General features: G+C 47.6%; 10 protein-coding genes. 7 read left to right on the top strand and 3 right to left on the bottom strand.

Annotated features, from left to right (window positions below; genetic code table 11):
• Positions 1-155 precede the first annotated feature (155 nt).
• Both NFHSH190041_RS12735 and NFHSH190041_RS12730 read left to right on the top strand, forming a co-directional pair.
• Positions 156-2,084: an LTA synthase family protein gene (locus NFHSH190041_RS12735; protein WP_261922179.1), complete on the top strand. Its 1,929-nt coding sequence runs from the start codon at positions 156-158 to the stop codon at positions 2,082-2,084.
• Positions 2,085-2,527: 443 nt separating this feature from the next.
• Complete coding sequence (locus NFHSH190041_RS12730; protein WP_261922178.1) at positions 2,528-4,534, top strand: NERD domain-containing protein kinase family protein; 2,007 nt, start codon at positions 2,528-2,530, stop codon at positions 4,532-4,534.
• Between the two features lie 188 nt (positions 4,535-4,722).
• On the opposite strand, the gene NFHSH190041_RS12725 is transcribed toward NFHSH190041_RS12730, so the two are convergent.
• Complete coding sequence (locus NFHSH190041_RS12725; protein ID WP_261922177.1) at positions 4,723-5,433, bottom strand: aspartate/glutamate racemase family protein; 711 nt, start codon at positions 5,431-5,433, stop codon at positions 4,723-4,725.
• Positions 5,434-5,624: 191 nt separating this feature from the next.
• Here NFHSH190041_RS12725 and NFHSH190041_RS12720 point away from each other — a divergent pair, with 191 nt between their 5' ends.
• The 5 genes from NFHSH190041_RS12720 to NFHSH190041_RS12700 all read left to right on the top strand — a co-directional run bounded on the left by NFHSH190041_RS12720 (position 5,625) and on the right by NFHSH190041_RS12700 (position 14,247).
• A complete protein-coding gene (locus NFHSH190041_RS12720) occupies positions 5,625-6,524 on the top strand; it encodes a LysR substrate-binding domain-containing protein (protein WP_261922176.1) in 900 nt (299 codons plus the stop codon).
• Positions 6,525-6,699: 175 nt separating this feature from the next.
• Positions 6,700-7,479 carry a TSUP family transporter gene (locus NFHSH190041_RS12715; protein ID WP_261925120.1) on the top strand — a complete coding sequence of 260 codons (780 nt, stop codon included), beginning with the start codon at positions 6,700-6,702 and terminating at the stop codon, positions 7,477-7,479.
• A gap of 108 nt (positions 7,480-7,587) precedes the next feature.
• Positions 7,588-8,850, top strand: a complete 1,263-nt coding sequence (gene sbcD, locus NFHSH190041_RS12710; RefSeq protein WP_261922175.1) for an exonuclease subunit SbcD — start codon at positions 7,588-7,590, stop codon at positions 8,848-8,850.
• Positions 8,847-12,638 carry an SbcC/MukB-like Walker B domain-containing protein gene (locus tag NFHSH190041_RS12705; RefSeq protein ID WP_261922174.1) on the top strand — a complete coding sequence of 1,264 codons (3,792 nt, stop codon included), beginning with the start codon at positions 8,847-8,849 and terminating at the stop codon, positions 12,636-12,638. The genes sbcD and NFHSH190041_RS12705 overlap by 4 nt, the downstream gene beginning before the upstream one ends.
• Before the next feature lie 328 nt (positions 12,639-12,966).
• On the top strand, positions 12,967-14,247 hold the full coding sequence (locus tag NFHSH190041_RS12700) for a peptidoglycan DD-metalloendopeptidase family protein (RefSeq protein WP_410010877.1): 1,281 nt from the start codon (positions 12,967-12,969) through the stop codon (positions 14,245-14,247).
• Positions 14,248-14,271: 24 nt separating this feature from the next.
• Here the strand turns inward: NFHSH190041_RS12700 and NFHSH190041_RS12695 are convergent, their stop codons facing one another.
• Complete coding sequence (locus NFHSH190041_RS12695; RefSeq protein ID WP_261922172.1) at positions 14,272-15,105, bottom strand: hypothetical protein; 834 nt, start codon at positions 15,103-15,105, stop codon at positions 14,272-14,274.
• 376 nt (positions 15,106-15,481) lie between these two features.
• The gene (locus NFHSH190041_RS12690; RefSeq protein WP_261922171.1) at positions 15,482-15,973 is read right to left on the bottom strand and encodes a M48 family metallopeptidase; all 492 of its coding nucleotides are present in this window, start codon (positions 15,971-15,973) and stop codon (positions 15,482-15,484) included.
• Positions 15,974-15,989 lie beyond the last annotated feature (16 nt).

The raw sequence follows: 15,989 nt of genomic DNA, 5'->3' as shown, positions 1-15,989 counted from the left end.
TCAGTGGGCTTCTAATAACACAGTACATTTGCCGAGATGGCATGAACTTAACCTATCAGTCCGCAGAGATAATAAAAGTCAGGGTTATATTTCAGCAATAAGGCAATTGGGTCGTCTTAAAGCAGACATGGCGTCAATATTAAAAAAGTTTTATTGTGACAGAGAATAAATATCGTCTCGGGCAGCTTAATGCTGTGCTGAAATTTGGTCTGCTGGCATTGGTTATGTTAACCCTTAGCCGATTAGGATTGTGTCTGTGGCAGGCTGGCCGGGTAACCGCTGTGAATGGTTGGCTACCGGTTATCGCGCAAGGGATCCGGGTTGATTTTTCCACCCTGTGCTGGCTGTTTGGTATTGCAGCATTTGGTACTGTGATGCTGGGTGGAGTGCCTATCATTGGCCGCATTTGGTATTGGTTGGTGCGCTTGTGGCTGGTAGCCGGTGTTTGGGTATTAGCGGTGATGGAGATTACGACCCCGTCATTTATTGCCGAATATGGTCTGCGTCCGAACCGACTGTATGTTGAGTATCTGATCTATCCCAAAGAAGTCTTTTCTATGCTGTGGGCCAGCCACCGTTTTGAAATGGTGCTGACCGTCGTATTGGGTACTCTGTTTGCTGCAGGACTTTGGTGGCTCAGTGGTCGTTGGGTGCGCCGCGATAATATGCGCCTGGCTTGGTATTGGCGGATATTGGCCGGGGTAGTGATCCTGCTGGTTACTTTATTGGGTGGCCGCTCATCATTGGAACACAGACCGCTTAATCCAGCGATGGTGGCATTTTCCACCGATCCTTTGGTCAACTCACTCACCTTGAACTCGGCTTATTCTTTGCTGTTTGCCATTAAGCAGATGGGAGATGAAGCTGATGCCGCTAAAATTTATGGTGCCATGGCAAAAGATGACATGATTGCCATGATGCAGCGTGAAAGTGGCCGTCATGATTTTATTGATCCAGCGCGCCCTAGTCTGACATTCAATCCTGCCAGTTATCATGGCAAACCTAAAAACCTGGTGATTCTATTACAGGAAAGTCTAGGTGCACAGTTTGTTGGGAGTCTAGGTGGCCTGCCATTAACGCCCAATCTGGATAAACTGGGACAGGAAGGTTGGTATTTCAACCAAATGTACGCCACAGGTACCCGCTCTGTACGAGGAATTGAAGCTGTGGTAACCGGTTTCACCCCAACCCCAGCGCGCTCTGTTGTAAAGCTAGGCAAGAGCCAGACGGGTTTCTTCACCTTGGCCGGATTACTTAAACAGCACGGTTATCACACCCAGTTTATTTATGGCGGTGAAAGCCATTTTGACAATATGCGCAGCTTCTTCCTTGGCAATGGTTTTGAAGATATTGTTGATGAAGGCAGCTACGACAATCCTGTTTTCCAGGGCTCCTGGGGCGTCTCTGATGAAGATCTGATGCGCCGGGCTAATCAGGAGTTTGAATCGCTGCATGCTGCGGGTAAGCCATTTTTCAGCTTGGTATTTAGCTCCAGTAACCATGATCCGTTCGAATTCCCAGATAACCGCATTTCGCTGTATGAACAGCCGAAAAATACCCGTAATAATGCGGCTAAATATGCTGATTATGCTATTGGTGAGTTCTTTAAGCTGGCTAAAAAATCATCCTACTGGGACGATACTTTATTCTTAATTGTGGCTGACCATGACAGTCGTGTGGTGGGGGCTGATTTAATCCCTGTACCACGTTTCCGCATTCCAGGATTGATCATCGGCAAGGATATTACGCCTAAACAGGATACCCGCATCGTTAGTCAACTGGATATGGCGCCGACTATGCTGTCATTGATGGGCATTTCTGATAAGTACCCCATGATTGGTCGGGACTTGACCCGTATGCCAGCCAACTGGCCGGGACGTGCCATGATGCAATATGACAAAAACTTCGGTTATATGCAGGGTAATGAGCTGGTTGTGCTGCAGCCAGGAAAAGCCCCGAGTGGGTTTGCCGTAGATAACGCAGGCAAGTTGACACCACATCCAGCATCAGATGCGCTGAAACAGCAGGCATTGGGGATTGCGTTGTGGGGCTCTTATGCCTACCAGCACGGGCTATATCACTAATAGCCGTGTGTAACCAATATGACTAAAGCTTTCCCTGTATCAGAGATAGAAACATAGCTGATATGGGGAAATGCAAAACAGGCCAATTGGCCTGTTTTTTATTATCTGCTTTTTGCCGTTATTTTGTTGTCACACCACACCACACCACACCACACCACACCTCAGCACAGATATCTTTGTGCGCTTTGCCCTTTTCTCGCCCGTTTTGCGTTGTTTTCGTATTGCATGTTTGCTTCTAGCGCTGTGCTTAATGGCTGTATCCCATAGCTGTGGCGGGAAATGATACCGAGTGAATTTAGCCGATAATGCCGCGGGTGATTGCGCAAAAAGTTTGGATAAACAGTGTAGAAAATCATTAAATTTGCCTTTCATATCACAATTAAACCGCTATTTAACTTCCGCGCTTGGGCATAAACTAAGCCAATTATTACAGGGAGTTAACTATGGCAAAACACATCAGTTTTGGTACACCAGTCAATGATGCCGAGCGCTGGGCGTTCAGTTTGCTGGCCGATGAACTACCGCAAGACTATCTGCTGCTGACCAATGTGGAGATCCCCACCAAGAGCGGTCAGGCAATGGAGGTAGATGCATTAGTCGTTGGCCAGTGGGGAGTATATGTGGTCGATGTGAAAGGGTATATCGGCAGGCTAAATGCGGGCATGCATGCTTGGTCCCTCGATGGTCGAGATGTGGATAACAGTCTGTCTAAAGCCAATTATGTTGCCCGGGTATTGGCGGGCAAGCTCAAACATAAAATTCCGGTTGGGGTATATGCTCCTTGGTGCCAAGGTATGGTGTTTGTGACCGGCCGCAAAGGCGAAGAAATTGAGCTGGAAAAAGATGATGGCGCTTTAAGTATCTATACCCCCCGGCAGATTATCGCGGCGCTGACTGGCGAGTGGGCGCTGACTGCGCCTAAGGCGCATCAGGTGACTGAACGGCAAAGGGAAATGGTGCTGGATACCATAGGCCAAGTGGCGGTGGTGGAAAGTCGCAATAATCGCATCCAGGACTTTATTAAGCTTAAATGTTTGTTTTTGCAAAATGGCTTAGAAATCTGGCAAGCAGAATATAACCCCGGAGGCTGGAGTGCCCCTTGGCTATTGAAAATTTTGTTGCCGGTCCAATTTGATGATGCGGCAGAAGCTGAGCGGCATGAGCAACAACTGCGCGAGGAGTTCCAGCGGCTGCAGGCATTATCTGGCTGTTGCGGTGTGCCTTATTGTGCGCCGCTTATTCAAGATGGAGAGCAATTGGTGCTGCCAATTCGCATGCCTCGGGGGGTGCCTTTAAATGTGCTCGAAACTGATGAGCTGACAACTTATCAATTGCTGGAAATATTGCGCCGCTCTGTCACCGGCTTGCAGCAAATTCAGCGGCGCGGTTATACCGTGGGTGGTTGGGCGGAAAATTGTGTCTTTATCTCTGATGGCGCGGATGTGGAATATATCGATATCCGTAACAATGTCACTGTGGATGAGGATATTCAGGCTTATGCAGAGCGTTTCTGCGCGCTGGCTGAGCAAACGGGTCAGCCACGGATTTACCAGTGGTATCAGTTGGCTGCCCGGGGCGGAACAGTCGATTTAGATGCTTTGCGCTGTGATTTAAGCGCGCTGATTGAGCTGGGGATCTGTGATCCACAAACATCCACTGTCACCATAGAAACCGGCGCCGTGCTGGATAATCATTACCGTTTGACCCGCTTTATTGCGGCAACGCCAGATAGCCAGTTATGGCAGGGGCAACATCTGCAGGGACGCTATCCTGTTGGGGTTGGGATTTATCATCAAGTGGATAATAGCTGGCCTAGGTTAAGTGCGCTGTATCGCTCGTTGTCTAAAGTATTTCACCCCAATATCGAAAAAGTATTAGCGTTTGGGCAATTGTCTGACGGAGATAGCTTATTTATTGTCCGCGCGTGGGAAGATGGGGATGCATTGGATGTCGTGAGCGAGTTTTCACCTGCGCAATTAGCCAGTTGGTTTACTCAGCTACTTAACGCCCTGTATTACCTGCATCAACTGGATATTTTTCACGGGGCTATCTGCCCGAAAAATATTGTTTGCAGCCCCAAGCGTGCTTATTTGGTGAATTTTGGCGTTGGGTTAGATATTGCTGCGGCCCATTACGCCAGCCAATATGCCGATCCCTTAATTTGGCAGGAAGAGAGCGATGAGCTGAAAGATTTGTATGGTTTAGTGGCCAGTTTTATTGATGTACTGACCCCGGCCCATATCAGTGGTGATAAAAATCCTGAGGCAATGGCTGCGGCTTTGGCGGCATTTGATCCGGCTTGGTTAGGGGAGACCTTGTATCAAACTTGTGCCAAGGTATTGAATTTTGAATTCCAGCCTGAAGCTGGGGTGCCTTACAGTGAGCAGTTTGGCTTAGATAGCAGTGATGGAACAAATGAAATAAATCATTTGGGGTCAAACGCAACTTAATGGGTTATCTCGCGGTGCTGTGGGCCTGCTTCACTGTGTGGAACGCAGGCTTACTTGCTGATGACAAATGAACATATCTGCTTTGGAAACCGCGCACGATCAGGTTTGAACTGGATACATCACATCACAGCACAGCACTGACACAAGCGTATTGATGGTTTGGCGGACTGTGTCAGTACATGAGTTTATTATGCGACCAGTTCAACGGCATCAGCAGTGGCCCATTGAATACATTGTTCGGCAAGAATAACAAGAGAATCTAAACACAACTTGGGTCGGTGTTCGGCTTGTTCTGCTAATGCTACCGGGATCTCGGTACAGCCGAGAATGACAGCTTGTGCTCCTTGGGCCAACAAAGAGTCAAACACAGGTAATAGCAGGCGTTTCCCGTGCGCGACATGACCAGCTTTAACGGCATAAATACCTTCCATCACATCGGCTTGTTGCTCATGGGTTGGCTCAATAACACCAATCTGTTGTTGAGCCAATTTTGTTTTATACATCTGCGCTTGCATTGTTGCCGTTGTCGCCATGATGCCAACACGCTGATAGCCTCGATTCACGGCTTCTTGTACCACACTGTCAATAATACTGATCATGTGCACCTTGCATTGTCGACTCAAACGCGGGTACCAGTAGTGGGCGGTGTTACAGGGGATGACAATGCAATCTGCCCCAGCTTGTTCTAACGCTTTCATTCCTTGTTGCAGTGCCGGGTATGGATCTTCGCCGTTACTGATTAGAAATGCAGTCCGATCAGGGATCTGGGGATTATTACTGACCAGCATAGGGATATGCTGCTGGTCATTATGTGCCGGCGTACGAGCAATAATCTGCTGCATAAACTCCACAGTAGCAAGGGGGCCCATCCCGCCAAGGATGCCGAGTTTCTTTGTCATATTATTGTTCCTAAAGCTATTTTTTATTTGTGTTCACTCTAGGCGGATGGGTGCATATTGAGAAATGCCGTTGCTGAAGGGGTGATGCCAAATCGGTATAGGTAAAGCATAAAAATGTGAACTGAGTCTCTTGAACTGGCTGAGACGATACAAATACCAGTGATATGCTGATGTTTTTCTTTGCATTGACTATGAATCTTGAAAGTAAATGGCTGGAAGATTTTCTGCTATTGGCCGAAGTGCGAAATTTTTCCTTAGCCGCGGAACGGCGTAATGTGACTCAACCGGCATTTAGTCGCCGAATTAGAGCTTTAGAGCATATGGTTGGTGCTGAGTTAATCGACCGAAGTCAAACCCCCGTCGCCTTAACGCCAAGCGGACGTTTGTTTCGGATCACGGCGCGAACTTTGATAAATCAGATGATGGATGGGATCAGTCAGTTATCAGATCTCTCCAAATTAGGCGGTAATGTCGTTCGTGTTGCGGCGGCGCATTCATTGGCCAGTAGTTTGGTGTTAGCGATTCAGAGCGCGTTACCGGTGGGGAGAAATCATCCTTTATTAAGCATGGAAGCGATTGATGTGGATGATGCGATAGAAGAGCTGCGTGAAGGCGGTTGTGATCTCTTACTGGCATTTGATGATGCACTGTTGCGTTTGCCACCTTATCAATCTTTGTGTATTGGCCAAGCGGAATTGTCGCCAGTGTGTGTATGTGATGCCCATGGACGACCACAATTTCAGCTACAGGGCGATGATCCTGTACCTTGGCTGGCATATAGCCCGGGCTCTTATATGGGCCGACAAGTCGAGGCGGTTCGGGCGCAGGTTAACTTACACGCTGTTTTTGTCTCATCCATGACGGACTTACTCAAAAAGTTAGTATTACAAGGGGCTGGAGTGGCTTGGTTGCCAGATTATGCCATTAAGGAAGAGCTAAAACGTGGGCAGGTAGCCATTATCGGAGCATCACATCTACGACTACCCATCGCCTATTATGCCTATCGTTACCAAGCCCGGCTCCACCCCGCCGGTGAGCAGGTGTGGCAGGCTTTGCAGCAATTAGCTCGTGGTAAAGCTCGAACCGGTTAAAAAGCGCCTATCAGGTCCATATAGAATGCGTGCATTATCCTGGCTTTACTTGCTGGTGGTTAGTTTGATGAGATAGAGCTGGAAGCAGGTATATTTTGGCAAAAATTTCTTTATTGTCATTTGGTTGGCAATCTACTCTAATAGCCGATTATTGACGGCTAACGTAAGAAAAATGATGGAATTTGAACTGACCTTACAGATTGTTACTCTGCTTTTTGCAACCGCGATCGTGGCAGGGTTTATTGATGCGATTGCAGGCGGCGGTGGCTTGTTAACTATTCCGGCACTGATGTGGGCCGGCGTACCGCCGACCGCGGCATTGGCAACCAATAAGCTGCAGGCCTGTGGCGGGAGTTTTTTTGCCAGTTTGTATTTTGTGCGTAAGGGCTTTGTGCGGCTATCTGAGCTGAAATTACCGTTGGCCTGCGCTTTTGCTGGTTCTGCGCTAGGTACGATTGCTGTGCAGCAGATTGATGCGGGGATTTTGGATGTATTGCTGCCGTTTTTAATTCTGGCCATTGGCGCTTATTTTTTGTTTTCACCTAAGGTGACCGATGATGATCGGCATCGTTTACTGACTCCTGCTGTGTTTTCGTTTACAGCAGCATTAGGAATAGGTTTTTATGATGGCTTTTTCGGCCCGGGAACAGGCAGTTTTTTTGCTTTAGCCTTTGTTACCTTGGCTGGATTTGGCTTAGCCAAAGCAACCGCCCACGCCAAGTTACTGAATTTTTCCACCAACATTGCTTCACTGCTTTTTTTTGCTTTAGGCGGGCAGGTCATTTGGATCTTGGGTGCCATTATGCTGGTGGGACAAGCACTGGGGGCAACGCTGGGGTCACGTATGGTGGTGCGGCGCGGTAGTCAGATTATTAAGCCCTTGGTGGTAACCATGTCATTGCTGATGAGTTTGCACCTGCTGTACAGTCAATACCACAGCATACTTGGTTTTTAACCAACCAAAACAGCATTTTGTTTTGCCATATTTCACTTCATACTAGGGGCATTTAAATCCGGCCGCGGGGCGGTTACCTGCCGCTTGTTCCTGAATACCGAGTAAAATATGCGCATTCTCCACACCTCGGACTGGCATCTGGGTCAGTCTTTTTATGGTAAAAGCCGTGCACCTGAACACAGAGCATTTTTAAATTGGCTGCTGGAGCAAATCCCTTTGCAACAGATCGATGCTGTGATTGTGGCAGGCGATATTTTTGATACCAGTGCACCGCCAAGTTATGCCCGCGAGTTGTATAACCATTTTGTGGTTAATATGCAGCAATATCATTGCCAGCTCTTTGTGTTGGGGGGCAATCATGATTCAGTTGCGATGCTCAGTGAGTCCCAAGAACTGCTGGCCTGCATTGGTACTCAGGTTGTGCCATCGGTGCAGACTGATATCAGTAAACAGGTGTTTGCCTTGTATGACGCTGATGGGCAGATAGGGGCTGTGTTGGGCGCGGTACCTTATTTGCGGCCGCGTGAGCTGATTACCAGTGAAGCGGGTGAAGATGGCAGCCGCAAACAGCGAAAGTTAGGTGAAGCCATCAAAGCGCATTATGAGGCAATTTTTGCAGCAGCTCGCGCGCTAACTGATGCGCCAGTGCCGGTGATCCTCACAGGGCACTTGACGACTGTGGGTGCCAGCAGCAGTGAATCCGTGCGAGATATTTACATTGGTACACTCGATGCCTTTAATGCTCACGCCTTTCCTCAAGCCGATTATATCGCGTTGGGCCATATTCACCGCGCTCAGAAAGTGGCTAAATCGGAACATATTCGTTATTCCGGCTCCCCTATTTGCTTGAGCTTTGATGAGCTAAGCAGTCCCAAACAAGTCTTGATAGCTGAATTTGATCCCCATGGTTTGACACAAGTCACTGAGCTTGCGGTACCCACATTCCAGCCACTGGTGTCTCTTAACGGTGATTTAGAGACAATTGCCACGCAGATTGATGCTATCCCTCTCCCGGATAACGGCACGGTATGGTTGTCGGTAACGGTTGAAAGTCAAGAGTATCTGTCGGATCTGCAGTCCCGTGTTCAGGCGTTAGTTGAGGGGCGACCATTTGAGGTGCTGCAACTTAAACGGCTTCGCCAACAGTCGCAAATGATGACAGCAACCGCGCAGGAAACCTTAAGTGAACTCAGTGTCGAAGATGTTTTTGCCCGCCGGGTGGCGCTGGCGCAATTTGATTCGCCAGCTGAGCAACTGCGGCTAGAAAGGATGAAACAGATGTATCAAGCAGTGGTGGCGCAGGTGCAGCAGCAAGATGAGACGCCAAGGCAGCAAGAGGCCGTTGAGCATGATGGAGAGCGCAGTCTGTGAAAATCCTCAGTTTAAGGTTTAAAAATATTAACTCCCTTAAGGGGGAGTGGAAGATTGATTTTACCCAGCCCCCTTTTTGTGACAACGGCTTATTTGCGATTACTGGCCCAACGGGAGCTGGCAAGACCAGTATTCTGGATGCTATTTGTCTTGCGTTATATCACCAGACGCCGCGCTTGGGCGGGATTTCCAAAACCACCAATGAATTGATGACCCGGGGCACGGCTGAATCTTTAGCAGAGGTGGAGTTTGAGGTTAAAGGGGTGGCTTACCGCGCATTTTGGAGCCAGCGCCGCAGCCGTGGCAAGGCCGACGGTAAGCTGCAGGATGCTCAAGTTGAGTTGGTACAGCTTAAAGCCGATGGTGATGCCATTCTGGCGTCACAAATTAAGCGTAAAAATGAACTGCTGGACAGCATTACTGGGTTGAATTTTGCCCGCTTTACTAAATCCATGATGCTATCCCAAGGGCAATTTGCCGCTTTTTTAAATGCTGATGCCAGTGATCGGGCTGAGTTGTTAGAGGAGCTGACCGGCACCGAGATTTATGGTCGTATTTCTGAGCAGGTATATGACAGTTTTAGTCAAAGCCGTCAGCGTCTAGAAAATCTGCAAGCCAAAGCCCAAGGCGTGGAGCTTAAATCTGAGCCTGAATTGACGGCACTGCGGGAGCATCAAGATCAAATCTCTTTAGCGGTCACTGAGTTAGAGACGCAGATTCAGTGCACCCAAGCGGCTCATCAATGGCAGGCTCAGTCCATAGCACTGTTGGCCAAGGCTAAAGACGCGGAACAAACGTTATTGCAAGCGAAAACGGCGCAAGCGTCTCATCAGCCGGCGCTGGCGAAATTGGCACTGAGTAAGCCTGCGGCTCAACTTAACCGTGTTTATGCCCCCCTGATGGCAAATCAGCAACAACGTACCCTTGAAGAAGCTCGCCGCACCGAGCTTGAATTACAACAAGGTGCGCTGCAACAGCGCTGTGACACCCATAAACAGGACATAGCCCGTTTAAGTGAGGCGCAACAGCAGGCTCAGGCTGCGATGACGCAGATGCGAGCCTTGGTTGATGAGCAGATACAGCCGCTGGATAACGACTTTTCTGCGCAGCAACAGCATCAGCGCCAACTGAGTGCCGAGTTGCAAACTCAGCAACAGGCATTGAATGTTGCTAAAACGCAACTCAGTACTGAGCATGAACGGGCTAAGAGCTTAACAGTGCAGGGCCGTCAGTTACAGCAAGCACTGGCGCAATATCCCCATGCAGAGTTGATTGAAGCCAATATCTCTGCCTGGGAACAACAGTTGAGTCAATTATCGGTAACTCAACAGCAGTTTCTGCAGCAACAGCAGCAACAGCGCCATAAACAGAGTCAATTACAGGCATTTCCCCAGCAATTTAAGCTATTGAATACAGAAATTGCGCAGTTGACTGCGCAATTGGCAACGGCTGAGCAGGCCGTGGCACCATTGCTTGAACAGCAGCGGGTGGCGCTTGGGCAATATGATGAAACTGGTCTGCTTTGCGTGATTGAGCAGTTGCAGGTGCGTCAGCCATTACTCTTAAAAATGCAATCACCGGTCAGCCAATACCAGAATTTGCAGCAGGAGCGAGTACGGCTTGAAGCCGGTCTAAAAGCCAGGCAAGCAGACGTTGAGTGTTGGCAGCAACAGCGACAGGCCCTAAGACAGGAATATCAACAGCTATCCACCCACTTGCAGGATTTAGTCAAGCTTATTGAGCAGGAACAAACCATTGCCAATCTCACGGCATTGCGGCAATCGTTACAGCAGGATAAGCCCTGTCCTGTGTGTGGTTCAAAAACGCATCCAGTGGTGACGGATTATCATCAGTCAGATGATCAGCCCTTTGTCAGTGAAACCGAGCAAAGGCATCAAGTACTGCAACAACAGGTGGATGAGATCAAAGCCCAGGGCATTAAGCTTGCCAGCCAGATTGAGCAAAGTGTTGAGCAAGATAGCAAGGAGCTGGCACAACTTGCACAATTGCACACTGTGATTGCGCGGGTTCAGAGCGATTTTGATGCACTGTTGAAGCAGCTGCCAGCCGACAATCAGAGCCTGACGATTGATAATCCGGTGCAACTGGATAAGACGCTTATTGCACTTGATGAACAGTTGATGCCATTAAATGCCCGCTTACGGAATTATCGACAGCACCAGGACTTGCTGAGGCAGCAGGAGCAAGCTGTCAATAAACTGCATCAACAACTGCAAGATGCTGAGCACAGACAAGGCAGCCTTGGCCAAGAGCAGGCATATCAACAACAGGTGATCAATGAGCTAGAGGCACAAATCACCCAGTTGCAGCAAGACTATCAGCAGCAAACTCAGCACTTGACGAGCACCTTATCTGAGATTGGCCTCACATTGCCCGCGCAACACGATATTGAGTTGTGGGCGAATGAAGTCAGGGCAAGCCAAAGTCAATGGAAACAACTGACCCAGCAATTGCAAGAAAATGACAGATTACAGCTTGGGTTAGCGGAAAAACTACCTATGCTGGAGCAACATAGTGCGCAGCTTGAGCACAGCGTAGAGCAAATTGCTGCCGAGCTTACCTTATTAGATGATGCAATGGAGACGAACCGTCAGCAGCGGCGCCAGTTGGTGGGCGATAGCCAAGTGGCAGAGCTGCTTGCAAGTAAGCAGACATTGCTGGAACAAGCCATTATTGCGCGAGAAGAGAGTCGTCAGCAAGGCGAGCAATTGCATCAGTCTCTGGCTGGCCTAGCCGGTCAATTACAGCGCGTGAATGATGCTCTGGCGGAATTGGATAAGACACTGGCGCAGCTTACCCCAGATTGGCAGATGCAGCTTAGTCACAGCATGTTTGAGGATGAAGCACAGTTTCTGGCTGCACTGTTGGATGAGGATGAATCTGAGCGTTTACATGATTTAGCCAGACAGCTCGATAGCGACATTGCCCGGGCTGATGTTGCCCTTAAGCTGATTGATGCAGAGCGAACAGCCCACATACAAAAGGGGCGTGAATATGATGTTGCGGATCTTGAAATAGATGGTTCTGACGCAGTTCAGCATCCCTTCGAACTCTCGGAAGAGGACGTTAACGCCATCCGGCTACAAGCTTTGAGTGATAAGCTAGATACACTCAAGGCGCAACGGGATCATAGCCGTATGCAATTGGGTGAAATCAATGCTGTGTTGTCAGAAGATGCTAAGCGTCGACAGGGTCAACAACAGCTGTTTAGTGAGATTGCACAAGCTCGGGTTGAATATGAAGACTGGGATGCCCTAAGTGGCTTGATAGGCTCGCGGGATGGGAAAAAATTTCGGGTATTTGCCCAAGGGTTGACGCTGGATCATTTGGTCGCACTAGCTAATCGGCAATTAGCGCGATTGCATGGCCGTTACCTGTTGCAACGTAGAACCACAGGGGTGTTGGAGCTGGAGGTGCTGGATACCTGGCAAGGGGATGCGGCCCGTGACACCCGTACCTTATCTGGCGGCGAGAGTTTTTTAGTCAGCTTAGCGCTGGCGTTGGCGCTGTCTGACTTGGTCAGCCATAAAACCAGTATTGATTCGCTATTTTTGGATGAAGGCTTTGGCACTTTAGATGCCGAAACCTTGGATATGGCATTAGATGCATTAGATAATTTGAATGCCAGCGGCAAAATGATTGGGGTGATCAGTCATGTTGAAGCTATGAAAGAGCGCATCAGTGTGCAAATTAAAGTCAAAAAAATGAATGGGCTAGGATACAGCTGTTTGGAGCGGGAATATCAGTTTAGGCCTGAAAATAAGTAAAGGAAAAATAGCGGCGTTGGATCAAGATACATAGATAAATATAATCGCTGGAAATAAGGGTATTGTTGAAAAACAAAATGTTACCTTACTACTCATCACTAGCGTAAGTCGAAAAGCGATGCGCTTGCGTCAATAAAATATACGTTTTTTTGTTGTTGCGATGCTTGTTTCTGACAATAGTCTGGCGTTCGAAATATAAACAAAAAATTCCACTTAGGGGAACCTAGTGGAATTTTTTTGGTCGAATGGAAAAATTTTGGTATAAAACGTGCCCGCGCCCGTTTTTACAGGCAAATTACCCACACAGTGACGAATGGTGAATAACAGATTGCAAAAGAGTAAAGATTCCTGGTTGATTGTGTCGCGCACTCGTTTGCAAAGGTTACAAACCTCTCACAAGCGTATTTTGCTGGCGACCGGCCTTGTTGTTGGGGCTGCAGTATTGTGGCCGTCCAGCCAACCAACCGTTCCCGAACGTATTACCGTCCCACTGAAATTGGATCATCTGATCACAGATACGCCCGCTATTGTGGCGGCAGTGGCTGACAAACCCAATTTTGATTTTGTGGTTAAAAAAGGTGACACACTCAGTGAGCTGTTTCAGCGTGCTGGAGTCGATCAACAGACCATGTATCAGGTGTTAGAAGCTGACTTAAATGTGTTAGCACTCGATACGCTGCAGCCAGGAAACCAGGTATTATTTTATTTAGATGATCAGGAGCAACTGACTAAGCTGGAGCTGTATTTCAATGCTGGTCATCAGGTTGTATTTAGCCGTTATGATGATGGTGGCTTTAAGTACGATGATATTAAACGGCAAGGAATTTGGCAGGACAGAACCATCACTGGGGTTATCCATGGTTCATTTTATCTTTCTGCTAAGCGGCAGGGATTGAGTGCAGCTGATATTCAGCGTATTGAGAACCTCTACAAAGATAAAATTAATTTTGGCCGGGATTTTCGCGCCGGAGATAAATTTTCCGTGTTGCTCAGTGAGCAGTATGTTGATGGCGATGCTACCGGTGATAGTAATATTCTCGGTGTGAGCTTGGAAACGGCTGGACATGAATTAAATACATTCCAAGATAGCAGTGGTCAGTTTTACGATGAACATGGTCATAGTTTACAGCGCGCATTTCAACGTTTGCCATTGGCGCATATGTATCGGGTGAGCTCTAGTTTTAATCCGCATCGACGCCATCCTATTACCGGTCGTATTGCACCACATAATGGCACTGACTTTGCCGTACCTGTGGGGACTAAAGTTTTAGCACCTGGTGATGGTGTTGTTGTTCTAGTCACGAATCATAGATATGCCGGTAAGTATATTGTGATTGATCATGGTGGAAAATATCGAACCCGCTATTTGCATTTATCTAAGGCATTGGTAAAACGGGGCGATCGGGTCTCTCGTGGACAGGTTATTGCGTTGTCGGGTAATACCGGTCGTACTACCGGACCACACTTGCACTATGAATTTATGATTAATGGCCGGCCAGTGAATGCCCTAACGGCTAAAATCCCTATGGCACACAGTTTGACTAAACGCCAGCGCCATCATTTTGCGGCATTAGTCCGCAAACGAAAAATGCAAATGGGCATCAGTTAATGTATTTCACACAAAAAAGCCGGCTCAGCCGGCTTTTTTGTGTTCGTTAGTAGGTAAAGTTGTATCATGCTGAGGTGGAAATATGCCTGCAGCCAATTGTTTTTGCTGTAATTTGACTGCGCAGTGACAAGGTTTGCCATTGAGTGCTGGGCAGCGTCGGCAGGGTGTTACTTTTAATGGTTTTAGACAGTTGATGGGACAAAGCTGTGTGTTACCACAGCGTTGAGTATCACAATTAGCGGCAACAGATGCGCGTGCTGCTAAGTTCAACTGTTGCTGGTTGTTCACTACAGGTCGTTGTTGGCATTGTGCCTGGCTATTGCTGTGATTGATATCGATTGTGCTGGAGAAAATAGTCTTGCCGTGACCAGTTGCAGACCTGTGCCAACGAGGGCCGGTATCTTCCTTGCGATCCAGAGGTATGTCAGAAGTTGCAGGCTGCAACAGCGTGGTGATACCGGATTTTAGCCGTTTTTTTAACGACTGAAACTCTGATGCTGGTAATTGAGCGCTATCATCTTGCCATAACAGTGTTTTAAGGCCTTTTTTCAGCTTTTTTTTGCCGAGTTTTTTTAGCTCTTTGTACTGACGCTTTTTATCCTTTTTTACCAAGGGTTCTCCAACCGACATGGAGCAGTGCTTATGTTTCTGTTCGCTTCGGTTATTGGCTTTATTTTTAGCTTGATATTTGCTTTTGCATTTCAGCACTGTGTAGCCATCAATTGAGGGCATAATGGTTTGAGAGGCTACCGAGGAGATATCTGTCATACCGGGGCGGAAACATGACGATGCAGATGAGCTATGGTGGTGCCGGGCTAACCGATTGGCCTGACGGCTGGATATCACTGCTATCCCCATGGATATTACCTTACATAAAGTCAGATACTTTTGCGATTATAAATGAAAATGGTTATCAATCAATATTCAGATAGGCGTAATTATCTATTGAATGAATAATATTTCTTCATTATTTACCCTATCTCGCAAATATTTTGATAACTGAGAATGAGCTCGGATAAAAGTGAAGCGCAGGTTGAATTGCCTCGATGTTGGCAATGAAAGATGGGGCTTTATCACGCTAAGATAGCGGTGCGTCTGGATAATGCGCAGAGCTTGACTTGTTTATGTAAGTGGGATGGTATAAATAGTGTTTTAACTGTTTAAGACTATAAAACTGTATTAACGGCTGAAATAGCACGGTTTGTTTTTAAGGTATTAAAAAATAGATTGTTTTTCAGTTACTCTCAACTTCAAGCCAAGTCAGATAGAGGCGCAAATCAAATTCTAGCTGAAAATAATCCGGCTCCATATAGGTACAGAGTTGGTAAAATGCTTTGTTGTGATCTTTTTCTTTTAGGTGGGCCAACTCGTGGACGACAACCATAGTGAGTAGTGGCTCAGGTAGCTGTTTTAATTTTGCCGCAATACGTATCTCATTTTTAGCTTTGAGTTTATTGCCCTGTTTGCGGCTGATATAAGTGTGTAATCCGAGTGCTTGGTGCTGCAAACTGATCTTGTCATCAAAGACAACTTTGGCAAGCGGCGCGGACTTTTTCAGGTAGCGTTGTTTCAGTGACATGGCCAATTGGTACAGCGCCTTATCATTGCGAATATTATGCTCGGATTGCGGGTATCGCTGCTTAAGCACCTGACCAAGTTTGCCAGCTTGTATCAAAGTACTGACTTTATCGCGGATATCCTGACTATAACCCTGTAAATACTGCATGATACTGACTTGCTAC

Source organism: Shewanella sp. NFH-SH190041 (genome assembly GCF_024363255.1).
Classification (GTDB): Bacteria; Pseudomonadota; Gammaproteobacteria; order Enterobacterales; family Shewanellaceae; genus Shewanella.
The sequence above is the reverse complement of the archived record's forward strand: the minus strand, read 5'-3'. Positions and strand labels throughout refer to the sequence as shown.